Origin of the sequence: Thalassospira lohafexi, assembly GCF_002844275.1 — a bacterium.
Classification (GTDB): domain Bacteria; phylum Pseudomonadota; class Alphaproteobacteria; order Rhodospirillales; family Thalassospiraceae; genus Thalassospira; species Thalassospira lohafexi.
The window spans coordinates 320,863-346,477 of the sequence record NZ_NXGX01000001.1 but is presented as its reverse complement, the minus strand read 5'-3'; the positions used below and the strand labels follow the sequence as shown (position 1 = coordinate 346,477).

At 51.5% G+C, this 25,615-nt stretch carries 29 protein-coding genes and 1 tRNA gene; 6 read left to right on the top strand and 24 right to left on the bottom strand.

Going from position 1 to position 25,615, the window contains the following annotated elements; translation table 11 throughout:
* Window positions 1-8: 8 nt before the first annotated feature.
* Both COO92_RS01550 and COO92_RS01545 read right to left on the bottom strand, forming a co-directional pair.
* On the bottom strand, window positions 9-1,184 hold the full coding sequence (locus COO92_RS01550; protein WP_240626276.1) for an alpha/beta fold hydrolase: 1,176 nt from the start codon (window positions 1,182-1,184) through the stop codon (window positions 9-11).
* Window positions 1,075-2,013 (bottom strand): hypothetical protein, encoded by a 939-nt coding sequence (locus COO92_RS01545; protein ID WP_101299302.1) that lies wholly within the window; start codon window positions 2,011-2,013, stop codon window positions 1,075-1,077. The genes COO92_RS01550 and COO92_RS01545 overlap by 110 nt, the downstream gene beginning before the upstream one ends.
* A 306-nt stretch (window positions 2,014-2,319) precedes the next feature.
* Here COO92_RS01545 and phaR point away from each other — a divergent pair, with 306 nt between their 5' ends.
* The 5 genes from phaR (at window position 2,320) to COO92_RS01525 (ending at window position 6,122) form a co-directional block, all read left to right on the top strand.
* On the top strand, window positions 2,320-2,946 hold the full coding sequence (gene phaR, locus COO92_RS01540) for a polyhydroxyalkanoate synthesis repressor PhaR (RefSeq protein WP_101299299.1): 627 nt from the start codon (window positions 2,320-2,322) through the stop codon (window positions 2,944-2,946).
* A gap of 397 nt (window positions 2,947-3,343) precedes the next feature.
* Entirely contained in the window at window positions 3,344-3,700 is a 357-nt protein-coding gene (locus tag COO92_RS21940; RefSeq protein ID WP_133125030.1) for a hypothetical protein, read from the top strand.
* A gap of 167 nt (window positions 3,701-3,867) precedes the next feature.
* On the top strand, window positions 3,868-4,263 hold the full coding sequence (locus tag COO92_RS01535) for a helix-turn-helix domain-containing protein (RefSeq protein WP_022731161.1): 396 nt from the start codon (window positions 3,868-3,870) through the stop codon (window positions 4,261-4,263).
* Between the two features lie 203 nt (window positions 4,264-4,466).
* Complete coding sequence (locus tag COO92_RS01530) at window positions 4,467-5,849, top strand: NAD(P)/FAD-dependent oxidoreductase (protein ID WP_101299297.1); 1,383 nt, start codon at window positions 4,467-4,469, stop codon at window positions 5,847-5,849.
* Between the two features lie 102 nt (window positions 5,850-5,951).
* Entirely contained in the window at window positions 5,952-6,122 is a 171-nt protein-coding gene (locus COO92_RS01525; protein WP_101299294.1) for a cupin domain-containing protein, read from the top strand.
* A 28-nt stretch (window positions 6,123-6,150) separates the two neighbouring features.
* On the opposite strand, the gene proB is transcribed toward COO92_RS01525, so the two are convergent.
* From proB to rplU, 4 genes are all read right to left on the bottom strand, one after another.
* Window positions 6,151-7,272, bottom strand: coding sequence for a glutamate 5-kinase (gene proB / locus COO92_RS01520; protein WP_101299292.1), 1,122 nt, complete (start codon window positions 7,270-7,272; stop codon window positions 6,151-6,153).
* Between the two features lie 17 nt (window positions 7,273-7,289).
* Complete coding sequence (obgE, locus tag COO92_RS01515; protein WP_101299290.1) at window positions 7,290-8,327, bottom strand: GTPase ObgE; 1,038 nt, start codon at window positions 8,325-8,327, stop codon at window positions 7,290-7,292.
* A 166-nt stretch (window positions 8,328-8,493) separates the two neighbouring features.
* Window positions 8,494-8,754: a 50S ribosomal protein L27 gene (gene rpmA, locus COO92_RS01510; RefSeq protein ID WP_022731156.1), complete on the bottom strand. Its 261-nt coding sequence runs from the start codon at window positions 8,752-8,754 to the stop codon at window positions 8,494-8,496.
* Between the two features lie 35 nt (window positions 8,755-8,789).
* The gene (gene rplU / locus COO92_RS01505) at window positions 8,790-9,101 is read right to left on the bottom strand and encodes a 50S ribosomal protein L21 (RefSeq protein WP_022731155.1); all 312 of its coding nucleotides are present in this window, start codon (window positions 9,099-9,101) and stop codon (window positions 8,790-8,792) included.
* 407 nt (window positions 9,102-9,508) lie between these two features.
* Here rplU and COO92_RS01500 point away from each other — a divergent pair.
* Window positions 9,509-9,598, top strand: a tRNA-Ser gene (locus COO92_RS01500).
* Between the two features lie 100 nt (window positions 9,599-9,698).
* Here COO92_RS01500 and COO92_RS01495 read toward each other — a convergent pair.
* The 18 genes from COO92_RS01495 to COO92_RS01415 all read right to left on the bottom strand — a co-directional run bounded on the left by COO92_RS01495 (window position 9,699) and on the right by COO92_RS01415 (window position 25,609).
* A complete protein-coding gene (locus COO92_RS01495) occupies window positions 9,699-10,340 on the bottom strand; it encodes a hypothetical protein (protein ID WP_101299288.1) in 642 nt (213 codons plus the stop codon).
* A gap of 11 nt (window positions 10,341-10,351) precedes the next feature.
* Window positions 10,352-10,546 (bottom strand): hypothetical protein, encoded by a 195-nt coding sequence (locus COO92_RS01490; protein ID WP_101299285.1) that lies wholly within the window; start codon window positions 10,544-10,546, stop codon window positions 10,352-10,354.
* A gap of 14 nt (window positions 10,547-10,560) precedes the next feature.
* On the bottom strand, window positions 10,561-11,304 hold the full coding sequence (locus COO92_RS01485) for a hypothetical protein (RefSeq protein ID WP_101299283.1): 744 nt from the start codon (window positions 11,302-11,304) through the stop codon (window positions 10,561-10,563).
* A gap of 26 nt (window positions 11,305-11,330) precedes the next feature.
* Window positions 11,331-12,710: a terminase large subunit domain-containing protein gene (locus tag COO92_RS01480; RefSeq protein ID WP_165792252.1), complete on the bottom strand. Its 1,380-nt coding sequence runs from the start codon at window positions 12,708-12,710 to the stop codon at window positions 11,331-11,333.
* Between the two features lie 56 nt (window positions 12,711-12,766).
* The gene (locus COO92_RS21935) at window positions 12,767-12,976 is read right to left on the bottom strand and encodes a hypothetical protein (protein WP_133125029.1); all 210 of its coding nucleotides are present in this window, start codon (window positions 12,974-12,976) and stop codon (window positions 12,767-12,769) included.
* Window positions 12,969-13,385: a hypothetical protein gene (locus COO92_RS01475; RefSeq protein ID WP_101299277.1), complete on the bottom strand. Its 417-nt coding sequence runs from the start codon at window positions 13,383-13,385 to the stop codon at window positions 12,969-12,971. The genes COO92_RS21935 and COO92_RS01475 overlap by 8 nt, the downstream gene beginning before the upstream one ends.
* Before the next feature lie 752 nt (window positions 13,386-14,137).
* On the bottom strand, window positions 14,138-15,583 hold the full coding sequence (locus tag COO92_RS01470; RefSeq protein WP_101299274.1) for a phage/plasmid primase, P4 family: 1,446 nt from the start codon (window positions 15,581-15,583) through the stop codon (window positions 14,138-14,140).
* A complete protein-coding gene (locus tag COO92_RS01465; protein ID WP_165792251.1) occupies window positions 15,580-16,656 on the bottom strand; it encodes a DUF7146 domain-containing protein in 1,077 nt (358 codons plus the stop codon). Before COO92_RS01465 ends, COO92_RS01470 begins: the two co-directional genes overlap by 4 nt.
* Before the next feature lie 26 nt (window positions 16,657-16,682).
* Window positions 16,683-16,892, bottom strand: coding sequence for a hypothetical protein (locus COO92_RS01460; protein WP_101299268.1), 210 nt, complete (start codon window positions 16,890-16,892; stop codon window positions 16,683-16,685).
* Window positions 16,889-17,071 carry a helix-turn-helix transcriptional regulator gene (locus COO92_RS22385; RefSeq protein WP_101299266.1) on the bottom strand — a complete coding sequence of 61 codons (183 nt, stop codon included), beginning with the start codon at window positions 17,069-17,071 and terminating at the stop codon, window positions 16,889-16,891. Before COO92_RS22385 ends, COO92_RS01460 begins: the two co-directional genes overlap by 4 nt.
* A 233-nt stretch (window positions 17,072-17,304) precedes the next feature.
* Window positions 17,305-18,645 (bottom strand): tyrosine-type recombinase/integrase, encoded by a 1,341-nt coding sequence (locus COO92_RS01450; protein WP_101299263.1) that lies wholly within the window; start codon window positions 18,643-18,645, stop codon window positions 17,305-17,307.
* 334 nt (window positions 18,646-18,979) lie between these two features.
* Window positions 18,980-19,993 (bottom strand): pseudaminic acid synthase, encoded by a 1,014-nt coding sequence (pseI, locus tag COO92_RS01445; protein WP_101299260.1) that lies wholly within the window; start codon window positions 19,991-19,993, stop codon window positions 18,980-18,982.
* A 30-nt stretch (window positions 19,994-20,023) separates the two neighbouring features.
* Window positions 20,024-21,040, bottom strand: coding sequence for a GNAT family N-acetyltransferase (locus tag COO92_RS01440; protein ID WP_165792250.1), 1,017 nt, complete (start codon window positions 21,038-21,040; stop codon window positions 20,024-20,026).
* On the bottom strand, window positions 21,033-21,722 hold the full coding sequence (locus COO92_RS01435) for a formyl transferase (protein ID WP_101299254.1): 690 nt from the start codon (window positions 21,720-21,722) through the stop codon (window positions 21,033-21,035). The genes COO92_RS01440 and COO92_RS01435 overlap by 8 nt, the downstream gene beginning before the upstream one ends.
* Complete coding sequence (locus COO92_RS01430) at window positions 21,719-22,402, bottom strand: PIG-L deacetylase family protein (protein ID WP_101299252.1); 684 nt, start codon at window positions 22,400-22,402, stop codon at window positions 21,719-21,721. The genes COO92_RS01435 and COO92_RS01430 overlap by 4 nt, the downstream gene beginning before the upstream one ends.
* A gap of 57 nt (window positions 22,403-22,459) precedes the next feature.
* A complete protein-coding gene (locus COO92_RS01425; protein WP_101299249.1) occupies window positions 22,460-23,464 on the bottom strand; it encodes a glycosyltransferase family 9 protein in 1,005 nt (334 codons plus the stop codon).
* Complete coding sequence (locus COO92_RS01420) at window positions 23,464-24,678, bottom strand: glycosyltransferase family 4 protein (protein WP_133125028.1); 1,215 nt, start codon at window positions 24,676-24,678, stop codon at window positions 23,464-23,466. Before COO92_RS01420 ends, COO92_RS01425 begins: the two co-directional genes overlap by 1 nt.
* Window positions 24,647-25,609, bottom strand: coding sequence for an NAD-dependent epimerase/dehydratase family protein (locus tag COO92_RS01415; protein ID WP_022731148.1), 963 nt, complete (start codon window positions 25,607-25,609; stop codon window positions 24,647-24,649). The genes COO92_RS01420 and COO92_RS01415 overlap by 32 nt, the downstream gene beginning before the upstream one ends.
* Window positions 25,610-25,615: the final 6 nt, after the last annotated feature.

Here is a 25,615-nt window from a genome sequence, read left to right as displayed (position 1 = left end):
CATCAGGTTTATTGCGCTAGCCATTCGACCAGCGGCTGCCATGTTGATTTTTCGGCCCGTGATCCGACCATCATGCCGATGTGCCCGGCGGAGGGGTGCAGTTCGGAGCGGATGTCTGCGGGCAATGCATCAAACAGTGCCTTGGCACTTTCGGGCGGAACAATCCGGTCGCTTTCGGGGATGACGGTCAGCGTTGGACAGCAGATGTCGGCCGGATTGATATCAATGCCGTCAATCTGCCACTGCCCGCTGGCCGGTTTGTTTTCGACATACCAGCCGATCAGACAATCAACCGCCACCCGGCGCGTCAGCGGCACCCCGTCATTCAGCCAGTCTTCCAACCCGACGAAATCGCGCGCCTTGGCCGATTTGGCGGGCATCTGTTCAAACCGGCGGAACTTTTCGCCAATCATGAACGGATCAAGGCTGGCAAACAGGCTTTGCAGCACATCGACCGGCAAGATGTCGTGAATGGCCAGCATATGGGGCAATGAGGGTGCGAAGGCCGCAGCAATTCGTGATTGCGCTGGACCAGCAGCCATGAAATCCCAAGGCGTTGCCAAAAGGGCGAGTTTTTTGACCTGTGCAGGATCGAGCAAGGTTGCCGCCAAGGCCAAAACACCGCCCATGCAGTAGCCAATCATCGGTACCGGGCCACCATTCATGTCAGCAATGTCTTGCAAGGCCATGACCAGACGCCCGGCGATATAGTCATCAAGCCCGAAATTAACCTCGTCCTCGCCGGGATATCCCCATTCGACCAGAAGCGGCCGATAGCCCGATTTGGCCAAGAAGCGCGCGAAGCTGCGTTTTTCATTCAGATCAAGGATATAGCCGCGATTAACCAAGGACGGCACGAGCAACACAATCCCGTTGGGATGCTTGCTGTTTTTCGGGGCGGTGACGCCGTAATCAAATATCTGCGTTGAGCCGTCTTCCCAGATCACCGGCACATCATCGGCATTACGCCGATAGTCATGACGTTGATAGGCGCGCACCCCGTCATGAAAGGCCGCATGTCGGTCAAAGGCAACACGGTCGAGTGCCTGTGCCACATCATCAGGGTGATAGGCTTCAATCTCGCTCAGAAGGGTCTTTGCCTGTTCCCGAAGGTCGGCCTTCCAGGGCAGCAATTGTTTCTGAAAGATCGGTAATGCGGCGCGCGAGCTGAGCCAGCTCGTCATCTCGACTGCCATGTGCATCGGAAGCGGCCTTGGCCCTGCCCGTCTTTGATTTTCCCGTTTGGGTGGCAGTTTCTTTTGCCGTTGCGGGTTGATCATTTTTCCCCTGCCCCTTTGCCGGTGTTTTGCGGCCTGCTTTTGCGGTTGGTGTGGCGTCTGATGTCACATCATCCTGGCTGTCGGTGCCTGACGACGTCTTGGTTGTATTGTCTGTCGTGTCTTTTTCTGGCGTTTTCGGCCCTGTCGCGCCCGACGTGCCCGGCGATCGGGAACCGGACATGCCGGTCATGTTGGGCGGAAATGGCATTCCCGGAAACGGGACACCGGGAAATGAACCACCAGCAAACGGCGGCATAGGAAGATCGCGCGCGGCTTTGGCCATCTGGTCCATCATTGCCTGCAACGGATTGTCCACCGGCAGTCCCGCCATCGGGTTTGCGGACATGCCGGGCAATGGCCCACCGGGTTGCTGGCCCATGGCCATCTGACCGATCAGATTGCCCCATGCCTCAAACCCTTCGCCCATGCGCGAGGTATCGGCCCCTAGGGAGGCATAAAGACGCCCAATCGCACTGGCGGCCTGCGTGCCATCGACAGTTGTCGCGACCTGTTGACGCCATAGATCAAGAAAACGCTGTGCCAGCTGATCAAGGTGATCATCCCCATCAAGCTTTTGATCTGGTGATCCGGCAAGCTTTTGATCCGGTGCCGGGTCCGTGTTTGTGCCCGACCGTTCTTTGCGGGTCGCGGTGCTCGTCTGTTTGCTGGTGCTCGCACTTGCTGTGGTACTGGCCTTCGTACTGGCGTCGGTACTGGTTGTCTTGTTTGACACCCTTGCCGCCTCCTGATGCTGTGTGGCAGATCTGCTTTACTATAGAAGAATGCGGCGCACGGAAAAATGAAATCCCTTGCTGTGGCGCAACAAACTGTATTCGGGGTTGTTTTTCGCAGTGCACTTCACGTTGAAGACTGGACACATTGAAAAAATCACGTCACTGTCACAGCTGCCTGAGCAAATGCAAAATTTAAAATGCTGCGCAACATCGCAATGTGTGCATGCGCGAACCGGGGCAGAAACATGCCCCTAATGAAAATGCCAGGCAGATGTTCGGGAAACAGGGAAGCAGGAAACCTCGCCATGACCAACAAAAAATCAGACGATCAAGACCGCATCGTCATCAAGAAATATGCGAACCGCCGCCTCTATAACACGGCGACGAGTTCCTATGTCACGCTTGATCATCTGTCGCAGATGGTCAAGGAAAACACCGATTTTGTCGTTTATGATGCCAAAACGGGCGATGACATCACCCGCCCGGTCCTGACCCAGATCATTGTCGAAGAAGAAAACAAGGGGCAGAACCTTCTGCCGATCAGTTTCCTGCGGCAGTTGATCGGATTTTATGGCGACAGCCTTCAAGGGTTGGTTCCGACCTATCTTGAACAGTCGATGCAGGCCTTTGCCCATAATCAGGAACAGATGCGCGAATATATGCAAGGCACGATGCATGGCATTTTCCCGTTTGGCCAGTTAGACGAAATGAACAAGCAAAACATGGCCTTGTTCGAACAGACGATGAAAATGTTCTCGCCGTTTGCCAAAGATGGTGAAAACGGCCACTCCGGTGGTACAGGCGGCACTGGCGCGGCATCGCCGTCCGCAGCCGCCAGCAAAGCAGACGCATCGCTTGATGATCTTAAAAGCCAGCTTGAAGCCATGCAGGCCCAGCTCAATACGCTGGCAAGCGGCAAGACCGACAAGTAAGACCTTCACAGGTTACGACCCCAAATTCCAAAAGGCGGAGCAACGCGATAAGCGGCTCCGCCTTTTTTGTTTTTTCAAACGACCCGACCCGATATGCCCGACCCAATGTCAGGGGCCAATATCAGGGAGCGGGGAAAACAATACCGGCCCAGATCGCCTTGCGGGCAACAGCGGCCATCTGATCTTTGTGCCATATCCGGCGAATGTCCTGCGCGTCCCGACTCGCGCGGGCATATCCCGGCACGGCATCAATCCTGCATAAACTTTTTATTAACTCTTTCGAACCGCCCGACAGTGCTGTCAGGCGGCAATTTTTGCCGGGTTCACGCCCGAAACACAGCCAAAGCACGGAGTCTGCGACCAAACAGCCAGTTTTAACCAAATAACATCAGAAAACATGACAGCCATTACACCGATTTCCATGCTCCCGGCCCGCAGGACGGATTCTGCGAGCAGCGGAACGGATGGTCCTGCCGGGATCGGAACAGTTTCAACTGCGCGTATTTTACCTGTACGGGAAATTGCGCAGAACGGTGGCGCATGGCTGCAACCCCATGATCTTGTGGGCAGCGCAGCATTCTGGACCCAGCTTTTAGGGCAGGTCTTACCTCAGGAAAACCTTTTACAACCGCCGGTCATTCAGGAAATGCATGCCAGCTATGCGCGGCATTCCACACCTTACAGCATAGAAACCCACGACTTTTTTTCGCCTTCTGCACTAGACAAAGACAGCTCAATTGACCTATATAGCTAGCTTCTGGCGGATTGCTGTAACGATTATCTGACCAATGTTCAGATACATTTCAACATATCGCAGGTCAAAAATGATCCTGTGACAAGTTGTTAATTGGGCAAAAACAAATAAGCCCAACAGCGTCCAAAGTGGGGTTAAGTAACTGGCGGTTGATAACGGATTATATCATGACTGAGATTATCTCAAAAGAAGAACCAAAACGCGCAAACCGCGCAACTGACACTGACCGTTATGTTGGTCAGCGTATTCGCGAACGTCGCATCATGCTGGGTTTCTCCCAGCAGCAGATGGCTGACCTTATCGGCGTTACCTACCAGCAGGCACATAAGTATGAGCGCGGTATCAACCGTATCTCTGCTGGTCGTCTTTATGAAATCTCCCAGGTCCTGGGTGTTCCTGTCAGCTACTTCTACGAAGGCCTCGACGGCAACCAGGCTTCCGAGCTTAATGCACGTCAGCGCATGTGCCTTGAACTGGCCCGTAACTTTGCCAGCATCAAGCATGAAAAGCATCAGGAAGCTCTGAGCCAGATGGCCCGTGCTCTTGCTGATCAGGCTGCGTAAATCCGGTTTCCGGATTTAGCGCCACCGAAAAAAAGGCTGCCCCCATCATAGGGGCAGCCTTTTTTTGTGCCTTGTGCATTATGCACGCCTCTGTGAAGCTTACGGTTCGGACATACACATAACTTCAAGGCCCCAATGCCGGCAAAGCACATGCGCTTGTCGGCAATGCCAAGACGGCGGCAACCGATGAATACACAGATGACATGACCCGCAACGGCGATATTTCTTTCTGGCACACGGATATGGGTGGACTGCCGCCCTATCGTCCTGCCTTGCCGGGCGACCGCACTGTAGATGTTTGCATCATCGGGGCCGGTTACACCGGTCTGTGGACGGCGTGGTACTTAAAAAAAGCAGCCCCCGATCTGTCAATTGCTATCGTCGAGCGCGATTTCGCGGGCTTCGGTGCGTCAGGCAGGAATGGCGGTTGGCTGACCGGTGCGTTTTACTGGAACCGGGATCGGTATGCCAAGTCGGGCTCGCGCGAAGGCGTGATAGCGCTTGAGCGGGCCTTACGCAGCACCGTGGATGAAATCATTCGAGTCACAGAATCCGAAGGCATCGACGCTGATATTCACCGCACAGATGAGCTTATCGCGGCCTGCACTTCGGCACAGATGGCCCGGTTGCGCGACGACTACGCGACCGCGATGGACTGGGAGGTACCACAGGAGCGTATGCACCTGATCGGCGCCAGTGACATGACGGACCGGATTCGAGTTCAAAACGCCGTTGGGGCGCTTGTTTTGCATGGCGTGGCGCGAGTTCAACCGGCCAAGCTGGTGCGCGGGTTAGCACAGATCGTGGAGCGGGCGGGCGTTTCCATTTATGAACAGACAAAAGTGACGGGGATGTCCAAAGGGCAGGTCACGACGGATCGCGGCACCATCCGCGCCGAAAAAATTATTCGTGCGACAGAAGGCTATACCGCCAGCCTGCCGGGACAAGGCCGCGATATGCTGGCAATGAACAGCTCCATAGTCGTGACGGAACCTTTGCCCGATCTGATCTGGGACCAGATCGGCTGGCAGGGCGGCGAATTGCTGGGAGATGCCGTGCACGGCTATTGCTATGCGCAGCGTACAGCAGGCAACCGGATTGCGATGGGTGGTCGAGGCGTGCCGTATCGGTTTGGCAACGCGATTGATGATCGCGGACAAACCCAGCAAAAAACCATCGCGATGTTACAGGCGATCATACATCGCTTGTTACCGCAGGTGGCAGATATAAAGCTGGATCATGCGTGGTGCGGGGTTTTGGGCGTGCCGCGTGACTGGTGTGCGCGTGTCGATTATGACCCGGCCTCAGGCATCGGTTCCGCGGGCGGATATGTCGGTCTGGGGGTGTCCACGTCAAATTTAGCCGGCCAGACGCTTGCCGATCTGGTGCTGGAGCGCGACACAGAACTGACCAAACTGCCTTGGGTAAACCGGCCTAAACGCACATGGGAACCAGAACCCCTGCGGTGGTTGGGCGTACATGGCATGTATCATCTTTATCACATGGCCGACCGTCGTGAAGCCCAGCGCGATACGCCACAGACCTCACGTCTGGCGCGCATCGCCAACTATTTGTCAGGGCGATGAACAAAGAGAATGACTGTGATCGACTGATCTACATTTTTAACCTTGGCGGATATTCCGCTGAACCCGGCATCTCCCAAACCCACTACGCTTTAGGGAAATAAGATGGCATCCAGCCGGGTTCCATTCAAGTCGCTAGATGAGCGCGTCGAGATTGGCATTTGGGAATGCACGCCGGGGCGCTTCACTGCCGACCGCAGCGCCGCCTTTGAGTTTTGCCATTTTATCAGCGGAAAAATCCGCATGCAGTCGCATTACCATCCAGACGCCAGATAACCCTAAACCGCGCTGATCTTAGAGGGTTTTACCCCTCTGCGACCACCAAATCATCCGAATGGATCACAGCATTTCCACGGGTAAAGCCAAGGGTGGCTTCGATGTCGGCGGAGGCATGGCCCATCAATAGGCGGGTTTCCTCGGCACCGTAGGACGTGATGCCGCGTGCGACCTCATGCCCCTTGTCATCAAGCACGCGCACAGCGTCACCATGCTTAAAACCGCCATCAACACCACTGATTCCTGCTGCCAGAAGGTTTTTGCCTGCCCGCATCGCATTGGCCGCCCCGTCATCGACAATGATCGCACCGGGGGCCGAAAGCGACGTTGCGATCCAGTGGCGGCGTGCGGCAAGCGGGCTTTCGCTGGGCAAAAAGACGGTATTGGGTCCACCTTCAAGCTGGGCTTTGAGCGGATGATAGATGGTGCCGCGCGCGATGATCATGCGGCAGCCCGATTTCATGGCGATTTCGGCCGCCTGCAATTTGGTCACCATCCCGCCCGAGCTATACATGGTCGGGGCCGCACCGGCCATGGCCATGATATCCGGGGTGAGTTCGCGGACTTCGGGGATCAGTTTGGCATCCGGGTTTTTGCGCGGGTCGGCGGTATAAAGGCCATCGATGTCGGACAACAACACAAGCGTATCGGCCGAGATCATGTGCGCGACCTTGGCCCCCAGACGGTCATTATCGCCAAAGCGGATTTCTTCGGTCGCGACGGTATCGTTTTCGTTGATCAGGGGGACAGCACCGTGGGCGAGCAGCGCATTGAGCGTGCCGCGTGCATTGAGATAGCGACGGCGGCCTTCCATGTCTTCTAACGTCACCAGCACCTGCGCCATGGTCAGGCCATTACGGCCAAGGGCCTCTTGCCAGACTTGTGACAGGCTGATTTGCCCGGTCGCCGCGGCGGCCTGCTTATCGGCCAGACTGATGGTGCGGTGATCAAGCCCCAGCAGGCGCCGGCCCATGGCAATGGCACCGCTGGAAACGACAATGACCTCTACCCCGCGTTCACGCAAAAGGGCGATGTCATCGGCCAGCGCTTCGAGCCAGGCACGGCGAAGCTTGCCAGTGGTTTCATCGACCAGAAGGGCCGAGCCGACCTTGATGATCAGACGTTTTGCGTCCGCGAGTGCAGCCTGCATTGCCGATAACTCCGGGCTTACGGTTGGTAGACGTCGTCCTCGCGGCCTTCCATGGCGCGGCGTTCACGCTGACCATCGATATAGGCGCGGACTTCACGGTGGATGTCCTGCACACCTTGCTGGGTCACACCCGACACGACATAGACCTTTTTGCCGATGCCTTTTTCAAGGATCTCGCGCTGTTCTTCGACCATTTCAGGTAGAAGCTGATCGGCCTTGGACAGAACGACGATTTCGGGCTTGTCGACCAGCACATCGGCATAGCCTTCAAGCTCTTCACGCACGGTGTGATAGGTCGCGACCGGGTCTTCTTCGGCACAGTCGATCAGATGCAACAGAACTTCACAGCGTTCAATATGACCGAGGAAGCGTGTGCCGATGCCTTTGCCCTCGGACGCCCCTTCGATCAGGCCGGGGATATCGGCCAGAACGAATTCCTTGTCATCGATACTGACCACACCCAACTGCGGATGCAGGGTGGTAAACGGATAATCGGCAATTTTCGGACGTGCCTGCGACGATGCGGCGAGGAAGGTCGACTTACCCGCGTTGGGCAGACCGACTAGACCCGCATCGGCGATCAGCTTCAGGCGCATCCAGACCCACATTTCCTCGGCCGGGAAGCCTTCTTCGGACCGGCGCGGGGCTTGGTTGGTAGAGGATTTGAAACGTGCATTGCCACGCCCGCCGTCACCGCCCCGACACAACAGATGGGTTTGGCCAGCTTTGAGCATATCGACAATCAGGGTTTCGCGGTCTTCGGCAAGGATCTGGGTGCCGACCGGGACCTTGATGGTAATGGAATTGCCCGAACGACCGGTGCGGTCACGGCCCATGCCATGCATGCCAACTTCGGCCTTGAAATGCTGCTGATAGCGGAAATCAATCAGGGTATTGAGGTTTTCGACCGCCTCAAGAATAACGTCGCCGCCGCGCCCGCCATCACCGCCGTCCGGCCCGCCGAACTCGATATATTTTTCACGCCGGAAGCTTACGGCACCGGCACCGCCGCGGCCACTGCGCACATAAATCTTGGCTTGATCGAGAAACTTCATAACCGGTCCTTTGGGCAGTGCCCGTTTTTGTATTTGCGATCCCGGCGCGCAAAAGAGGCTGCGCTTCGACGGGAAGATAAATTCTATATTACATAAAACAAGGGAGGAATGATTGCTCATTCCTCCCTCGAAAATCTTGCTACGTATCGCGCAGCCGACGGGAGGCTTACGCCTCTGCCGGAACGATCGTTACGTAAGTACGACCCTTGTAGCCCGACTTGAACAGGACGGAACCGTTCACAGTCGCAAACAGGGTGTGGTCTTTGGCGAGGCCGACATTGTCACCGGCATGGAACTTGGTGCCACGCTGACGAACGAGGATGTTGCCTGCTACAACTGCCTGACCACCGAATTTTTTCACGCCGAGACGGCGACCTTCGGAGTCGCGACCGTTGCGCGAACTACCACCAGCTTTCTTATGAGCCATGAAACTCTCCTAAAACTGCATCTCAACCTGATAAATCAGGCGTTGATGTCCTTGATGCGCAGAACAGTCAGGTTCTGGCGATGACCATTTTTACGACGGTAGTTATGCCGGCGCTTTTTCTTGAAAACGATCACCTTGTCGCCCTTGGCCTGTTCGAGAACTTCTGCGGTAACAGAAGCACCTTTGAGCAACGGAGCACCGACTTTTGGCGCGCCGTCGCCAGCAACCATGAGAACTTCTTCAAGTTTCACAGTGTCACCGGCCTGGGCAGCGATCTTTTCGACTTTGATAACGTCGTTGGCAGCAACTTTATACTGTTTGCCGCCAGTTTTGATGATTGCGTACATCTAAAACTTCCTGAAAAATCATTCTGGAATCAAAACGCGCGCTTCGGTGTCGCTGCTAACTGATACCGAACCGCTGCGAAGAACGGGTGAATTACCGTTTTTGGCCCCAAGAGTCAACTCCAAAGCGTGATGCCGCGCGGGCTTTGCATGGCCTTGGTGCGCATGGCTGCCCGGCGAACCGTGCAGCCATAATCCCGCCGGGTAAATCCACCGCGCACTCAACCCGGCATTTGAGGCGCAGGCCGCCCCGCTTCAGTTAACCGGCGGCATAAGGGCTGGATTGAGAGAGCATGCACCGGCACGAGCTGAACGACGATCCAAAAGAGTTGGCCCAAAATGCGTTTTCTCTCTTGCATTCTGGCGCGAGGATGGGTAAACACCGCCTCGAACGCCAAGACCACACATGCGGAGAGGTGCCGGAGTGGTCGAACGGGGCGGTCTCGAAAACCGTTGTACTAGCAATAGTACCGTGGGTTCGAATCCCACCCTCTCCGCCATATCACGTTATATTTCAAGGACTTACAGGGTGGTTTTAGCAGTAACCGCTATGATACCCATCATCGCAAAAGTGATGTAAAACAGGGATCAATCATTGTGTCATCGTGGCAGCTTCAAATAAGCGGATTGCCCGTGTTGCGACACAAACTTTGCCACGTCCTTTGCATTCATATTCGAACGTCTGTTGTTCAGGTGGGCAATTCCACCAATGGCCCCTTTGCTGCTACGGGTGTAACCAGCACCGCTTGCATTACCAGCAGAAACAATTTCAGCAAGATCAGGATCAGCCGTGAGTTCTCTCACAAGATCGTCAATGCTGTCATTGGTGATATTACCAGACGCATCCAATACACGAACCTTGCTACCCTTGTCAGTTTCCTCAAGGGTAAGTCGCGGCAGGATATGCGGCATAGCAAGCCTAGTGTTTACAAATGATTTTTTTGCAATGTCACGGGCCGTTTCACCAACAGTAAGGTTATGAATTTGCTTTTTCATGGCCTCGAATTTTGGCTGGTATTCATCTTTCAAAGCCGCAAGATCACGGTCATACTTTTCCTGCCATGACTTATCGGTTACTTCAAGATCACTAGTCTTGCTTTCGGCTTCAATACGAAACCGTTCCGCCTCCCCTACGGCTTTCTTGCGATCATCAAGTATTTCTTGCTTAGACTGGCGTAGTGCTTGGTTTTCACTCTCCAGTTTCTCGACAAGTGCTTTCCAATCAGTTTCTTGGTCTGACATAGCTTTCCCCTTTACTGGTACCGATCAAGCATTTTGTGTGTGCTTACGCCATGCATCTGATAGGCGAACTTAACAATGTCTTCGCGTTCCCAAAGCGGGCGGCCATCGTTGTCATGTTTGGCAGGACGGGGGAAGTTATCCCCCTCACCCGGCCAGCCTTTAACGATATCGGCAACCGTTTCAAAACCAATTAGATCGCTTTTCATAATCGAAACTCCACTTATCCTGACAATGCTTCGCTAAGAGCGCTCTCAGCCTTTCTGGCGTTCTCAATAGCGGCCTGATCTTCGGCTTGTTCAATCGGCGTACCAGTCACTTGATCAATCAAGCTGACGCTCGCGATAAAGCTGTCATTCAAGAGGCTTATCGTATATTCCGCCGCGTCCCGGAACTGTACGAGGTCAGGGGTTAGGGAACTTTCCGCCTCGTTACGCCACTTCGCCATTTGGCTATTATCCACACCCAACATGATGGGATTGGATGCAGACAGAACGGCACCGATCAGGGTGCTATCCTCGGCTTTGATTGCATCGCGGAAAACGGCGCGTTTATCTTTTGCGTCCATCCCCCGAAGGATCGAACGGATTTCGGCTGCGTCCGGGTTAGACGTTTTCAGGCCAAGGCGTTCATCGGTGATATCGCTCAGGGCGTCGATACGTTTCTGCAATTCGGAACTGGCCCGCTGTGCAGTTTTAGAGGCGCTCTCGATAGCCTTTTTTCCCGCATCCTCAATGCGATGGCGGTTAGCCGTGGGGGTCAGGAGCGGATCAGGTGCATTGATCATATTCGAAATGGCATCCATCGCGTGGATGTAACGTTTATGCGCCTGTTGGGCTAGGTTGATATCAGGATCGTTAGCCCATTTATCGCCAGCCTTCATACCAATCAACTCGTGGCGGGTCATGCTCAGGCTTGGGTTACGCTTAGTGCGTCGTGCCGGGTTCATCGCATTGTGGGTATCCATGGTGTTATCCTCTCATAGTCGTAAAGTTAACGGCAAGTTGCATAGCCTAGGCCGGTGGTTAAGATCGGGGCGCGTCTCAGGCACCCATAACGTAGGGAATCTGCCCCATGATCGTTGGCGCGGGTGTCTAGGTCTTCGGGCTTGCGTGGATCGCGTGGAAGTGAAGGCAGCGTTTCCCACAAATATTGACAGTTTTTGCCGATATACAGGCCCGGAACGTCAGGTTGCCCGGCTTGGGTCATAAGGGTGCGCAGCATATTCCATCCCGACATGCGAGAGCCTTTGTGCGCCCTTCTGAAATGAACGCCAGCTTTACGGAACTGATCGGCGGTAGTGCCTTCCTGACTGCCCATATTGGCAAAGCAACCATCATCAATCACGCCTTCGGCACGTATTCCCCACCGTTCCGTCATGCTCTTAATCGCTGCAGCTTGTTCCGGCACGATCATGTGCAAGCCAAGCGATGGGTCATCTATGCCAGCAAGCGCAACCTCATCGAATACGATCTTAGAACCACGGGGATAGAACCGGCCTTCATGTTCCAAACCGGGGCTTTCGGCCATAGCGAGGAATACCGACGGTGCGGCATAGCCATAATCGCCAGCAAGATAAAATTTCCACTCGTGACGGGCTTTAACTTCGCCGTGATGCATAAAATCAGTGTGACGCTCGATCCCCACACCACCCGGAAGTGATTGCCACGGGTCAAACATGCTTTTATCCGTGAGGCATTCAAAGAACGCACCACTGATCGCTGTCCAGTCACCCGATAGCCATGCTTGCACAAGGGCAGGATCAGCCGCATTAGAGGCCCGCAAGTTACGAGCGTACTTTTCCCGGTCAATGAATATGTTGGATTCATAAGTACCATTCACAGTGACAAACGAAATGCCCGTGTTGTCATCGGTGTAAGGTTCCCACTCAGGGCGCAGGACGTGGCGTTTTTTTATCCAACCGTGTCCGGGGCCACCGGGGTTTGCTGTGATGATATAACGGGTGGGAATGCCAAGGGGCGCACGTAGTGAGGACCGCAACCGATCTAGCAAATTAGGCGACGGATACTGCCCCGCCTCGTCCGCAACAATCAATCCAAAGGACCGGCCTTGAAATTTGGCGAAGTCCGACTCATGATCGAGTTGATCAAGGCTAATCGTGCCACCATTGGGCATTTTGAATCGGTGCTTTTGACTGTTGTAATTGAAAGATGTGCCATAGATTTGGGTGAAGATAGTCAAGCATTCTTGCTCAATCTCTCCCAGCCCCGGAAACGAACGGCGCACGATTAGCACCTTGGCGTGGTTGCCATACTGTTCGCAGAACCGAAGGGCAATGAGGATCGCCACCCTTGTCTTACCATAACCTCGCCCCCCCAATATCGCCATATCATGGGCATCAGGCACCGCCATGATCCGAGCCTGTAACGGGGTAAGTTTGTCTGGTTCGATGGTGACTATGTTGCTCATTACATCATGAATCCCATTGGGTCTACAAAGCCAAACACAACACCGAAACCGAAACCGATACAGGTCCATAAAACAACGGTAAGGGCGCGTTTAGCGTCATCGGTGGTAAACTGATCAAGCCAGTCGCAAGGCTCGTTAAAGTCGATATATTCCGCGTTATCTTCCGGGTTAGTCTCAAGGTCTTGCTGTCCGTTTCCTTGATCAAGCATCCTTGCCGCCTTCCGCGCTTGAGATCATCTTTTTGTGGGCCTCTACCGTCTTCATATATTCGTCATCACCAAGGGCTGCGGGGAAAGAAAAGTTAACCGTTACGTTATTACCGCTACCCGGTTTCTTTTCGTCGAACCCATGCCGAGCCGCTAGAAGGGCAATAGCCGCTTGACGGTCGCCGCTTGTAGCCAAAGCCCATAGGTTTTCAAGCAACGTGTCTCTCTCAATCGATAACGCGTTTTCCCAAATCTTCTTGGAATCAGCATCGTCGGCAACAACCCGCTTGAACTGGTCAAATGGCATACCAAGTGCGCTGGCTGCTCGGCTCTCGCTCAGCAATCCATTTTCAGCCATAGATTCAAGGTGACGCTTTGCACCCGGTGGTAATGATGTGTACGGCCTAGCCATGATTAACCCTCTCCATACTGGCAATTGATGGGCAATTGATCGGTAATCACCCCGTTATTACGGTATTATATTACCACAAAATGCAGATAAGAAAATAGAGTTGTTGGGTAATTAAACGGGTAAAAGTGAAATTAACCCCCAAACAACTGATAATTGGTGGGTAGTTACGGAGGGGTTGTCCGTCGAACCTATTTTTTAGGCAGGTCGGGAATATGTGATTAAATATTAACCACCCATACACACAACCTATCAAATCGCAAATCATCATAGCTTTTACCTATCACCGATAGATTTTGACTATGGGAAAACCTTCAATCATACCCATAAAAAAAGCCCTCACACAAAGGCAAGGGCAAGTCTGTATGCACGTTTCTAGTGGGTACCTTAAGGCTACTAAGTTCTATCCCATTGGTATTATATTACCACAACCAAGCATGATATTTCACCACAAAGACAGATTGGATTCAGAAAAGGGACGGCCTGATTTCCTCAATTTGCCCAATTTTCCCCCAATCGCTATAACTCTACAAAAACGTCACTCGTGTTTTTAATAATATCAATGACTTAGCCTTTAGTAGTGAAATTAGTGAACTTTTTTACATTTATCGACGTATGCAAAATTAGACCCCCTTTTTTTACCTACGTCCTAAATAGGAAAAAACTTCACTTTCTTCACTTTCTTCACTATTCGCCATTTTGAGCAAAAAAAAAGGACCGGAGAAAACCCCGGCCCAAGTTAGATTTTGGCGTGATTAGCATCCTATTTTCGGCCTCACACCAACGAAACCCATAGCCCCACCAGTAAGACGTTTGTAAACAAATCCCCGCTCTTTGAGGGCTTGCTTCATTGCCTTGCTCGACCAAACTTGCTGTACTCCGTTTTCAATTTGCCAATCCTTAAAGGCGGCATACATCTCCTTGCCATACGTTCTGGCATCGGGATCGACAACAAGGCATTCAGAAATAAACTCGCCTAGTGTGTCCTCGGCTTCCAAATATTCCTCCGACGCCTCTTTGATTGCGGTGGGGATAGATAGCCCCTCGCGCTGCCACATAAGGCATCCATCGATAGCCCACCGTAAGATAGCAGGCCATTCGGCTTCAAGTTGGTTTGGCAAGTCCGGGTCGCGCTCACTCTCCGGGATCGTAACCGTAAACGGTATCATCGCAACACGGGCGCGAATAGCCTCGTCAACACCTTTGAAACTAGGCTGGTGGTTGCCCGCAATGATTAACGAGAACTGCGGCTTGAACTCGAACAAATCCCCGCGCATGAACCGGGCAGAAACAACGTCGCCGCCCGTCAGGTCTTTGATTATGCTCTCATTCCAAGCCTTGCCTGCTGGCAATTCTGAACCCGAAACAAGTCTTGCCGATCTTAGCGCGGCCAATTCAGTCGGGTGCCTTTCATTCTTTGAGTCCAGAAAGACAGATGATGATGCACGTTTGGCGTAATCACCCATCATCCCGGAGATCGTGTTGATGAACACCGATTTGCCATTTCGCCCGGTCCCATATGCGAAAAACAATTTATGTTCCGTGGTCATCCCTGTCAGGGAATAACCGGCAAGTTTCTGCATAAAGGCAATCAGGTCCTTATCACCCGCGAATGCCCGATCAAGGAATTTTTCCCATGTCGGGGCATTCGCTCCTTTCGGGGCCGGTGAAACGGCGGTCAGTGTTGTGATATAGTCATCCCGCTTGGCTGGGCGAAGATCACCCGTGCGCAAATCAACCGTCCCATCAGGCGTCCCCAAAAGAAGCGGATCAGCATCAAAATCGCCACTGCTAACAGCCATTTCCGGGTTAGACCGCGCAAGGCTTGCAACAGACATAATAGTTGACGAATGCAGCAAGCCCACGGCCTTTCGCTTGCCTTTCGTGATGATACTATCGGCATCTTTGGGATCATTTACCCTAGACACCGCCTGTTCGGTATCACGTTTAAGTTGTGCTGCTTGGCCACGCATGAACTCACGAACCGCTGTAATGTGCTGTATATTGGGATCAGCTTTCCACACAGTCCCGTCGAACAACATCCATTTTCCCAAGTCGCCTGCATATCTCGCGTTTACCCCAAAATCACAATGAGCAAGTTTAGTCGCAAGTGTGTCTTGGCTGTACGCAAAATCTGCGTCTATTTCGCGGTCTGCAATCGGTTGCGCAATGGTCATAACATCATCAAAAGGCGCGTTCATTTCTGCCCCCCGATCTTTTTCAACATCTCGTGCAAAACATCAAACCGGCGCACGCTCGCGGGGGGTATTCCCATCAAGGCAACTCGTTCCTGCCAGTCGGACAACTGATCGAGGCAATCAGTACCTTTTTTGAGCGGCCAGCGTTTAACAGTCAGACGGGACGAAAAAGCCTTGTGGGCCTTTACCGCCGCCTTGTCGCCAGCCTTATCAGCATCAGAGCCGATGATTAAGCCACTGATTTCATTAGGTAATTTAACGGTGGCGAAGTTAGATGCAGAAATAACCGACCATACAGGACCGCCCGTCATTTCCGCTAGGGCAAGGGCATCCTCGACACCCTCTGCGAGTGCCAAGGTTTCACCAGCAAGCGGCCCCATGCGGATCGCCCCGCCATCAATCGCCCCCAAAACCATCTTGGCGGAATTGACACGGGCTTTGATCCAGCCGCCCTTGTCGTTTTGCTCCAGATATGTCCGATGAACCGCGATAACCTCATTGTCTGGCCACCGCGTAATCGCACTGATCATTGCGGGCTTGTACGCACCTGAAGCTATATGAAGGCAATTCGGGTTAAACCGTATCGTTAAGGGGATTTTGCAATCAAGACCACGCCCTTTGAGATACGCCTCTACGGGGCTATTTTCGGCCCGCTGGGACGCTTTCCATATATCAAGCGCAATGCTTCGGCGTTTGGCCTTCTCGGCTTTCTCGGCCTCGCTCTCTACCCTCACGGTAGAATTATCGCGAGGTTGCCAATCGGGATCGGCAATCCCCAGCCATTCAGCCGCTTTCCGCCCCACAAGGCCGGTTTCGCGGGTAACTAGATCGAGGACGCCGCCGCCTTCGCCCGACTCGTGACAAAACCATGTGCCGGATGAAAGATTGATCGCCATCGATCCTTTGTTACCGTAACGCATTTGGGTATTGGTTCGGTGGGACGGTTTACCAAGCAAGCGCAGCGCCGTAGCTTCCATCTCTGACGCCACGTCATTTAAATCTTGACCAAAGCGAAGGTTTCGGGCTACATTATCAGTGTTAGTTTTGATTTTTGACCGGGTGATGGTTGCCGCCATCCCCGGCATTTTCTTTTGTGCAACCATTACGCACCCCCATCAAGCAGATCACACAAACGGTTTTCGATCCGCGCAATTTCTTCGGCCTTCCATTTCAGGCCATCTGGGGTGTTTACGGGGGTCGGGAATTTGTAAAGATCGCCCGGCCAGTCCGCGAAACCAACAAGGCGTTCTGCGACTTGATCAAATGTTAAGAAAGTGCCGGGGGTTAGTTCGGTACGGGTGTAACAGGTCATGCCGCACCCCCGAAACGGGATTTTTCCCATGCTTCGATGTCAACCATACGCCAGCGCGTACAATTTCCAGTGATTCTTACGGGTTGAGGGAAATTATTGGCCTGCGCCCATCGCCAGACCGTGGGGGCAGATACGGAATAGCGTTCCGCAACCTGCTTAACTGATAGATACTGCGCCATTTCAAGGCCCTCTCAAAGGACCACCGGCGCGAATCAAAGAAATCAACGCGTCGGCGGTCGGTTACAACCACAATCGACATTTGATTCGTTCTTTCTTTGATTCGTAAGGTTAGATGTGCCAGCGCATCACTGCGGGGCTATTGTCGAATAAAAAGACAGACTCCTGCCCTTTCGCTTTCAACCATATGCAATCAGGCAATACTTGTCAACACAAACTGTACTATTGACTAAAATTAAGCCTTAACCCGTTCAATATCCACGACATTCTGGCCTTTGGTTTCAACAGGTGGTTTGCGCAGAAACTCGCCCCATCGCCTCATCAACCGCGCCCTTTCGTCCATCATGGCATCACGCTTGTATGCAGCCCGCGTTTCATCCGAGTTGACGTGAGACAAAGCCAATTCCGATATTTCGTCCGCAAAATCGCGCTGCCGTCTTGCCCACTCGCCAAAGGTCGTTCTAAAACCGTGCGCTGTTACTCTGGCGTTTCCTTGTTTCTTATCGACATAGCCCGGCCCGCCATTGGCTATGTCTTGTTTGTGCATTCGCGTGATGACGTTAATCATACCGTTTCCTGATATTTTGCCGCCCTTTACCGCATTGAAAACAAGGTCAGAACCGGCCATACGTGGCATGTTTTCAAGTATTCGCATTGCATCATCGTTTAGGGCGACTGTATGCGTTCGCCATGATTTTTTCATTCTGTTTTCGGGAATACACCATAAGCGGTTTTTCAGATCAATCTCCGACCACAAAGCACCCGTTGTTTGGTCAGGACGTGCGGCGGTCAGGATAAGAAAATCAAGGGCAATCGCCGTTATTGTATCGCGCCCCCGTAAGTCCTGCATAAACCGATATGCATCCTCGAAACCCAAGGCGGGCATGTGTGTTTGTTTGGCTTTTTTCAGCTTGGTAGCATCGGCAAGCAAGGGCTTGATCAATGGTAGAGCGGCGGGGTTTGCAGCGTCTCTATAACCAGCCGAAATTGCCCAATCTAAGACGTTTGCAATGCGGCCCCTTACTCGTGTTGCCGTTTCTGTCTTAGATTGCCATATGGGCTGCAAAAGGGCCACGATATGGGCCGTTTCAATGTCACCCACCCCCATTTTCCCGATGTATGGGAAAACGTAATCTTCAAGCGTTCTGGACCACTGGGCTAAGTGTTTTGGGTTGCTCAATACAGGGGCTTTTATTTCTTCAATGAATGTACGGGCGGCGGCTTCAAATGTTAGGGCTTTGCCTTGAACGCGGATTAGCGCCTGTTTGGCCTTTTTACGTTCTGCGACAGGATCAATCCCCGCCTTTATCTTGGCTTTCATCTCACGCGCCGACTCGCGGGCATCAGCAAGGGAAACATCAGGATATCCACCAAGGCCGATGTCCCGGCGCTTTGCCCCGACCACCGTTCGCAAAATCCATGATCTCGAACCCGAAGCCGTTTCCGATAAAGGCGGGCGACATTGCAGCAACAAGCCCGACACACCACCAACGGCGTGATAACGTGGTTTCCCGTCCTCGCCCCACGACAAGCGGCGAACGGCGGCGGCACTCAGTTCGGGGGCCTTTTTCGGCATGGCGGTTTTCCTATGTTGGCAAGCATCAAGGGTATCGGTTTTTTCCTCTTCCACACCTTGATAACTGCTATGTTACCCAACATAGGAAATAACATTGGATGCACCTATATGCAACGGCATAATACAGCGCATTTATGGTTGTTGTTGATTTTCAGATACTTATGATACCGAATAATACAACATAATACGGCAGTTAGATGGACACCCTCTCCGCCATTTTCTATAAAATATATTTTTTGATGGTATATCCCTACTGCGGCCAACAGAAGGGATTGTTAAGTTGTACATCAATGGATCAAGCTCGCTCCCAAGCAACCAAATTAGGCGTTGTCAACTACAAGTCTGCTTTTGTTAGCGGATCTCCAGCAGAAAAATCACGAAGCGCTACTTTTCCAAGCACAAGATCGAAGTATTTCGGCTCCAAACCAAATCCAGGGCGTATCCGACGAATATTGTCCTGTGAGAACGCTTCACCAGCCTTTATGCTCTTCACAGCATAGATAGAACGACGGAACTTTACGTTTTCCTGCTCGGCAGCAACTAAATCAAACGCACCGTTACCCAACGCGTCATAGACCGTATTGCAGTCGCGGACTAAAGCTGCAAGCTCTTCAGGCTCCATAGAAAATGCTGCATCAGGGCCGCCATCAGTTCGGCGTAGAGTAAAGTGTTTTTCAATGACCTCCGCACCTAATGCAACAGCGGCAATGGCCGCCTGATTTCCCAATGTATGATCAGACAGACCGACAGAACAGCCAAATTCTGACTTCAAGACACCAATAGCATTCAGGTTCATCTGCTCAGCCGGCGTTGGATAACCACTTACACAATGCAGAAGCATAACCTCACCGTTGCCATACTTGTGAAGCAGCTCCAAAGCATCGGAAATTTCCTGCTTATTCGCCATACCAGTTGACATGATCACAGGCTTCTTCGTTTCGGCAATATACTTAACAAGAGGAAGGTCCGTTACTTCGAACGAAGCTATCTTAATTTTAGGACATCCAATGTCTACAAGCAGATCAACAGCAGTCTCGTCAAATGGCGTACTAATACATTCAAGACCCAAACTCCGTGCGTGATCGAACAGCGGTTTTTGCCACTCATAAGGAGTTTGCGCCCACTCGTATAACTCATACAGGTTTCTACCATCCCACAAACCGCCCTTGATTTGAAAATCCGGTTTGTCAGATCGAATGGTCATCGTGTCGGCAGTATAGGTCTGCAGCTTCACACAGCTAGCGCCATTTGTTGCCGCAGATGAAATAATTTCCTTCGCCCGTTCAATAGAACCATTATGGTTTCCTGAGACTTCGGCAATGATGAATGGTCTTTTTAATGTGCTCATTGTGACTGACTTTTAGCTATTGGTATCGATCTACATATACAAAGGATGTTGCGAAATCATTTTAGCGAAGAAGCCACTTACATCTCCGGGAGCTATACCGTGTACCATCTGGTCAAATTTCATTCTTGAACTATTTTGTGCCTCTGACTCCCAATACGCTGGCTCACTGGTTACCGCGAACCAGTCAATACTGCAAAGGTCTCCAAAGACCCGAGAAAACACGTGCCGTGCGCGTGCAACATGCCAGTCTCCGGTCACAACAGCTACTTTTTTCCAAGCGAAGGCCGGAAGTGCATCTTTTGCAAGGTATATTGCTTCGCCCACTGTATCTCTTGGTCGTTCATCTCTATAGATCATGTCCGCCTCAAGCCCGCAAACACCAACGGCCCTCGTGGCCATTGCATTTGCGAGACTGACACGCGAACTTAAAGCTCCGGACCACCCAGTGGTGACCAACCTGGGCACTTCATAGGACTTAACAATGCATACTGCGGCATCGAGCCGCAGCTTGGACTCTTTGTTGAGTTCACCATCACTATCAAAGTCGTTGGCCAAACAAATAACCGCATCGAATTGCGGCCATTTATAAATCAGCTCAATCATTTCATCGCATTTTGAACTGCTTTTCAGCTCATAGCCCACGTTTCTAAATGACTTAATACTCGCGATGTTTGACGGCAAAATTGCTGCATGCAACTCAAAGCGGTCATAATTCAATCGCTGTGCCAATGGAGGAAGAGTGTCTTTTAGGAGCATCTTTCCCAGACCCACTCCGCGCCAAGTCGGATTCAAATTTATGCTAACATCATAACCCTTTTCAGCTGTCCTGAGCTGATACCGAACGACCCCAACAGCCTCCCCTGCAATCTCTGCAATAAAAAGATGAGCATTCGTATCGGCAAGGCAAGCAGTAAACCATTTATTATGGCTTTCTTCGTCAACAATAGAGCTGTCTCGGAAAAAAGAGCGCGCAACAGGATCATTTCGCCATGAACGTATATTTTCTGAGTCAGAAAACACAGCAGTCCGATAAGTCACATCACTCATGATTGCCATCAGATCTTCGAATATTGACAGTTGCACTTACTCTGTCACCGTTTAGCACAGCGTCTCTAAATTCCAATACCCAGTCGCCATACCGCAGCCAAGCGGAAGGATAAGCATCTGCATCAGTCATTCTAATATGGTCATAGAGTGAGTTTATTGATCCCAACGTTGGCAACTCGTTGTCAGCGCCACTTAGTCGCTTGAATTGTGTTACGCTCCCTTGCTGCTCAATTGGCTCGAGGTCGTGGGTCAGCATTTCAATCATCATTCCAGCTATCTTTTTATAGATACTCGAAAATATCTGATGGGCGGGCCCGTTCAATGACTGACTAAGGCGCAGATAAACAGGACCTGCATCAAGTTTTTTGGTCATCCGAAGAGCGCAAATCTCGGTTTGTTCGAAGCCTCGTAGGATCATGTTCTGAACGGGTGATCCCCCTCTACCATAGGGCAGCGGCGTAGAATGGAAGCAAACGCACTCGATCTGTTCGTAAATCTTTTCTGTAACAATGTGTGACCAGTGTGGGAAAAACAGATAGTCCACGTTAAGTTTGGGATCATCAAAAATGGCTCTTAATTCATCAGGCGTTCTGACAACAAATGACGCATTAGAAACAAGTCCCTTTGTTTCTAGTGCGTCTTCAACCAAGGCATTTTGAATAGCCAGACCATATTTTTTCATCGTTCGATTTTCCTTAGAACCTCAAACGCTTCTGCCATTGGAATGCCGTTCTGAAAGCCTCGTAACTTTGCGAGAATTTCCAAACCTTCGATGGATCTAGAATGTGGAACTTCGCGCATTTCGAGATGATACGCCTCTAAAGCCGCAACTTTTTTCATCCAAAACGGTTCAATATTTATAAACAGATTCGGGGAAAATGCGCAGGCTCCGGAATTTTGCCCATAGTCAGTTGCAGACACAGTCTCAAAACACCGAATTTCCTGACAAACTTCATCCGGCTGAGGGCGGAATGCGGTCAAGACCGCTTGGCACACCCGACGGTGATCTATGTTCAAATCCGCAAAGGAATGCGTATAAACCAATGATGGTTGTCGTTCTTTCTTTACCACTTCGATGAACTTAATAAGGTCAATTAGAGGCACTGTGTCTAATGCATTGTCAGGAAAGTTACCTTGAGCCGCCCACTCGAAACCAAGGACTTGCGATGACTTTTCTGCGGCTTCCCGGCGCGAAAGGATTTCTGAATCTCCAGAATCTCTGGCACCAACGCCATCTGTCATCGAAATAACAGCAACATTGTCTCCATGGGCCACGTGGCGTGCAATTGTTGCCCCACAACCCAACGCCTCATCATCACTATGGGCGGCAACGACTAGAATATTTTGAGAGTTATTTCCCATTTACGACCTCAGTATTCCCTCGTTAAAGGTTGCTGACGAAAGGTTCTAGTTTAAAAATCAATTTAACTCAGAGCGTACAGCTTCTACAACTTCGCCAACTTCTATCGAGTTCATGCACTTACGATCATAGTCACACCAACCTAAATTTCCACAAGGAGCGCAGTCTACGTAGTGGCAAATAATATGGTGTTGATCCGGATAACCTGCGAACTCAGGAAGCGTGATACCCCCCCAAAGTATTACCGATGGCGTCCCCATAGAAGCAGCTAAATGCATGAGGCCGCCCTCTGTACCGATAAACAGGCGAGAACGGGCAATCAATGATGCTGCTTCCCTGAAAGAAGTCCTCCCTGTGAGATCTGTCACGCCCGTCAGCACTTCGCGATCACCGACCCCAAGCTGAACAATATCCAGATTTGGGTATAGAAGCTTGATCTGATAAACAAGAGCTTGCCAGCGGTCAATTTTCCACGCCCGAAGATCGCCAAACCAGTCCCTGTTGGTTTCCGGCTCGATTGCGACAAACTGCTCGGAAACACAATGCGCCGCGAGAAGCCTTTTAATCTTCAGGTTCTCGCTGTCGGTTGGGAAAAATTTACACTTTGGAACTTTTACAGATACACCAAAGGTTCTAGCAATAACATGAGCTGCGCAGCCGCCCGACTTCCAATAGGTTTTCTTCTTAGTCTGAGCTTTCGCGTATGAGTGGTTCCGCATATCGATATGGACAAAAAGTGGCGCCCCTGCGTTTTTCCAATGACTGATTGTACGCGATGTAACGAAGCTCTCCCAACGACGCCGTAAGCTATTTGGTGAAATCAGTTTTTCGAAAGCAACATCCAATAAATGGCAAATCTTTCCCTTGGGAACGACATCAACATGACCAATATCCGGATTACTCAGGAATATTGGATCATTTTGATAGCTTCGGCCGCGGCGATACCAATACCCTGACAAAACATCAGTTATCATCGGCGTATCACATGCTATGGCGACTTGCCCCATCTGATCATGGATAGCATCAAACACGCCGGTCCATATAAGATTGCCACCCAGTCCCATTAGGCCGCCCTGTTTTCTTTGGGGTACACCGACCGCAGATCTTCAACCATTGAAAGCAATGCATTATCCATCCGCTCAAGGCCGAAGTGATTGACAGCAGTTTCTCGCGCAGCTCGGCCCAAGTCGTTCCTCAACATATCGTCTTTGTCCAAAAGCTCGATTGCATCGCGTAAGGCTGCTGTGTCTCCCGGTGGCACAAGGATACAATTCTCTCCATGCTTAAGAATCTTCCGATCCCACAAGCCATCAATACTTGAGATAATAACGGGTTTCCCGCAAGCCATGGCCTGCAGAGAGACACTGTACCCTGACGGCTGGATAACATTCCTTACGGGAACAACAACCATTTTCGACCGCCAATACAAATCACGTAAGACAAGGTCCGTAATTTGCGAGCCATGCAGCGAACCGGAAACCAGCTCTACGTTCGAACTGATGCTGCTAGGATCAATCCGCAGTCGGGTTATAATGCGCGCTTTATGTCTATCACCAAGGGCCCCAATTAGACACGGGTAATCTCGCTTTGGATCTGACCCAACAGAGAAAATGAGATCATCTTTTCCTTTGTCACTTTCCAAACCTGGACGCCAAAACGCTAAATCGACACCGAATGGAAAAACACGGCTGCGCGACGGATCAACACCGTAGAGCTTGATCGCTTCTTCTCTGTCTTTCTCACCAAAGAAAAAACAATAATCCAATCCGGACAAACTCTTACGAATTTCTCGTTTTGCCCAACCACGCGCCCAAGGACTGACTTCTGCTGCGATATCACACAAACCATGGAAGCCGCCGATCAGAACAGGGTTTCCCGACAAACTCTCCCGGTAGCGGCCAATTGACAAACTGCCGGAATCCGTAAACGAGATAACCATCTCATCACGCGGAATATCCTCGGAGAAAGCAACAACCCTTTGCTTACTTAACCCAAAATTTGCCCATCGATTACGCAAACGTTCAAAGAACAACAAACCACGCTGAACGAACTGGACAGGGTCCTTGCGCAAATCGACATAACCAAGTGCGCCATTCTCCCTCTCGAATGCCAGACCGCCGTAGAAAAATTCAGAAGGCGCTTGCCCAGAAGAAATTTGCTCAATTCTGGCGTTTCGCCCCGAAAGGGGGAAAAGAAAACTTACGTTCCTAAAACTATTTTCGGAATTCCCAGACACAGGGTTTAGCCTATTCAATGAATGTTTTCCGATACCAGCCAACCATTAAAGCCATCCCCTCTTGAATGGAAACGGATGGCTCGAAATCTGGCAATAAAGACCTCAAAAGGGTTTCGTCAGAACTTTTTACAAAACGTCCTTCTGGCTTGGTCAGGTCATGTTCCAATGCAGGTGAAACGCCCGCGGCACGGCAAATAGCTTCGACGAGCCCATTCATCGTGATTGTCTCTCGAAGACCGATATTGACTGGTCCCGAGGTATAACCGACTTCCAGAAAATGTCTCATTAACGTTGCACAATCCCTTGCGTGCAAGTAGTTACGCCGCTGATTCCCTGAACCCCAAATAACAACAGGGTCATTACCGTCAAGAACCCTCTTCACCAGCATTGGGATCGCCTGGCTCTTGCTACCGACCCAGTTATAGCGTTCACCGTAAATATTGAACGGGCGTACAATCGTTAATTTGACACCGGTTTCCCGCGCATACATTAGCGCCTTTTGTTCAAGAAACCTCTTCGCCCAGCCATAACCCCAGTTAACCATCTCGGGCTCTCCGTCAAATAACGGAAGCTCAGCGACGGTATCTGACGTATCGTCGCGGTGAACACATGAAGAAGACGTCACCAATAGCTTGCCGATCTGATTCTTCCTTACGGCCCTTAAAACATTGTTCGTAATGCGCTCATTGTGTTCAAGCATATCAAGATGATTGGCTACCGAATACCCTATCCCATACGCCCGGCTTGCCAAGTGATAGACGGTATCTAAGCCTGACAAGGCTTTCTCGGCAAAACCTTCATCCTCAAGATCACCTTCAACAACTTCACATCTTCCAATAACGTGAGAAAGATTTTCTTTTTTGCCCTTGCTGAAATCGTCGACGACGACAACCTGTTCACCTGCATCTACAAGCTGATCAACCAAATAGGAGCCAATCAGCCCTGCTCCGCCCGTCACTGCGATTTTGCTCATTTCAGA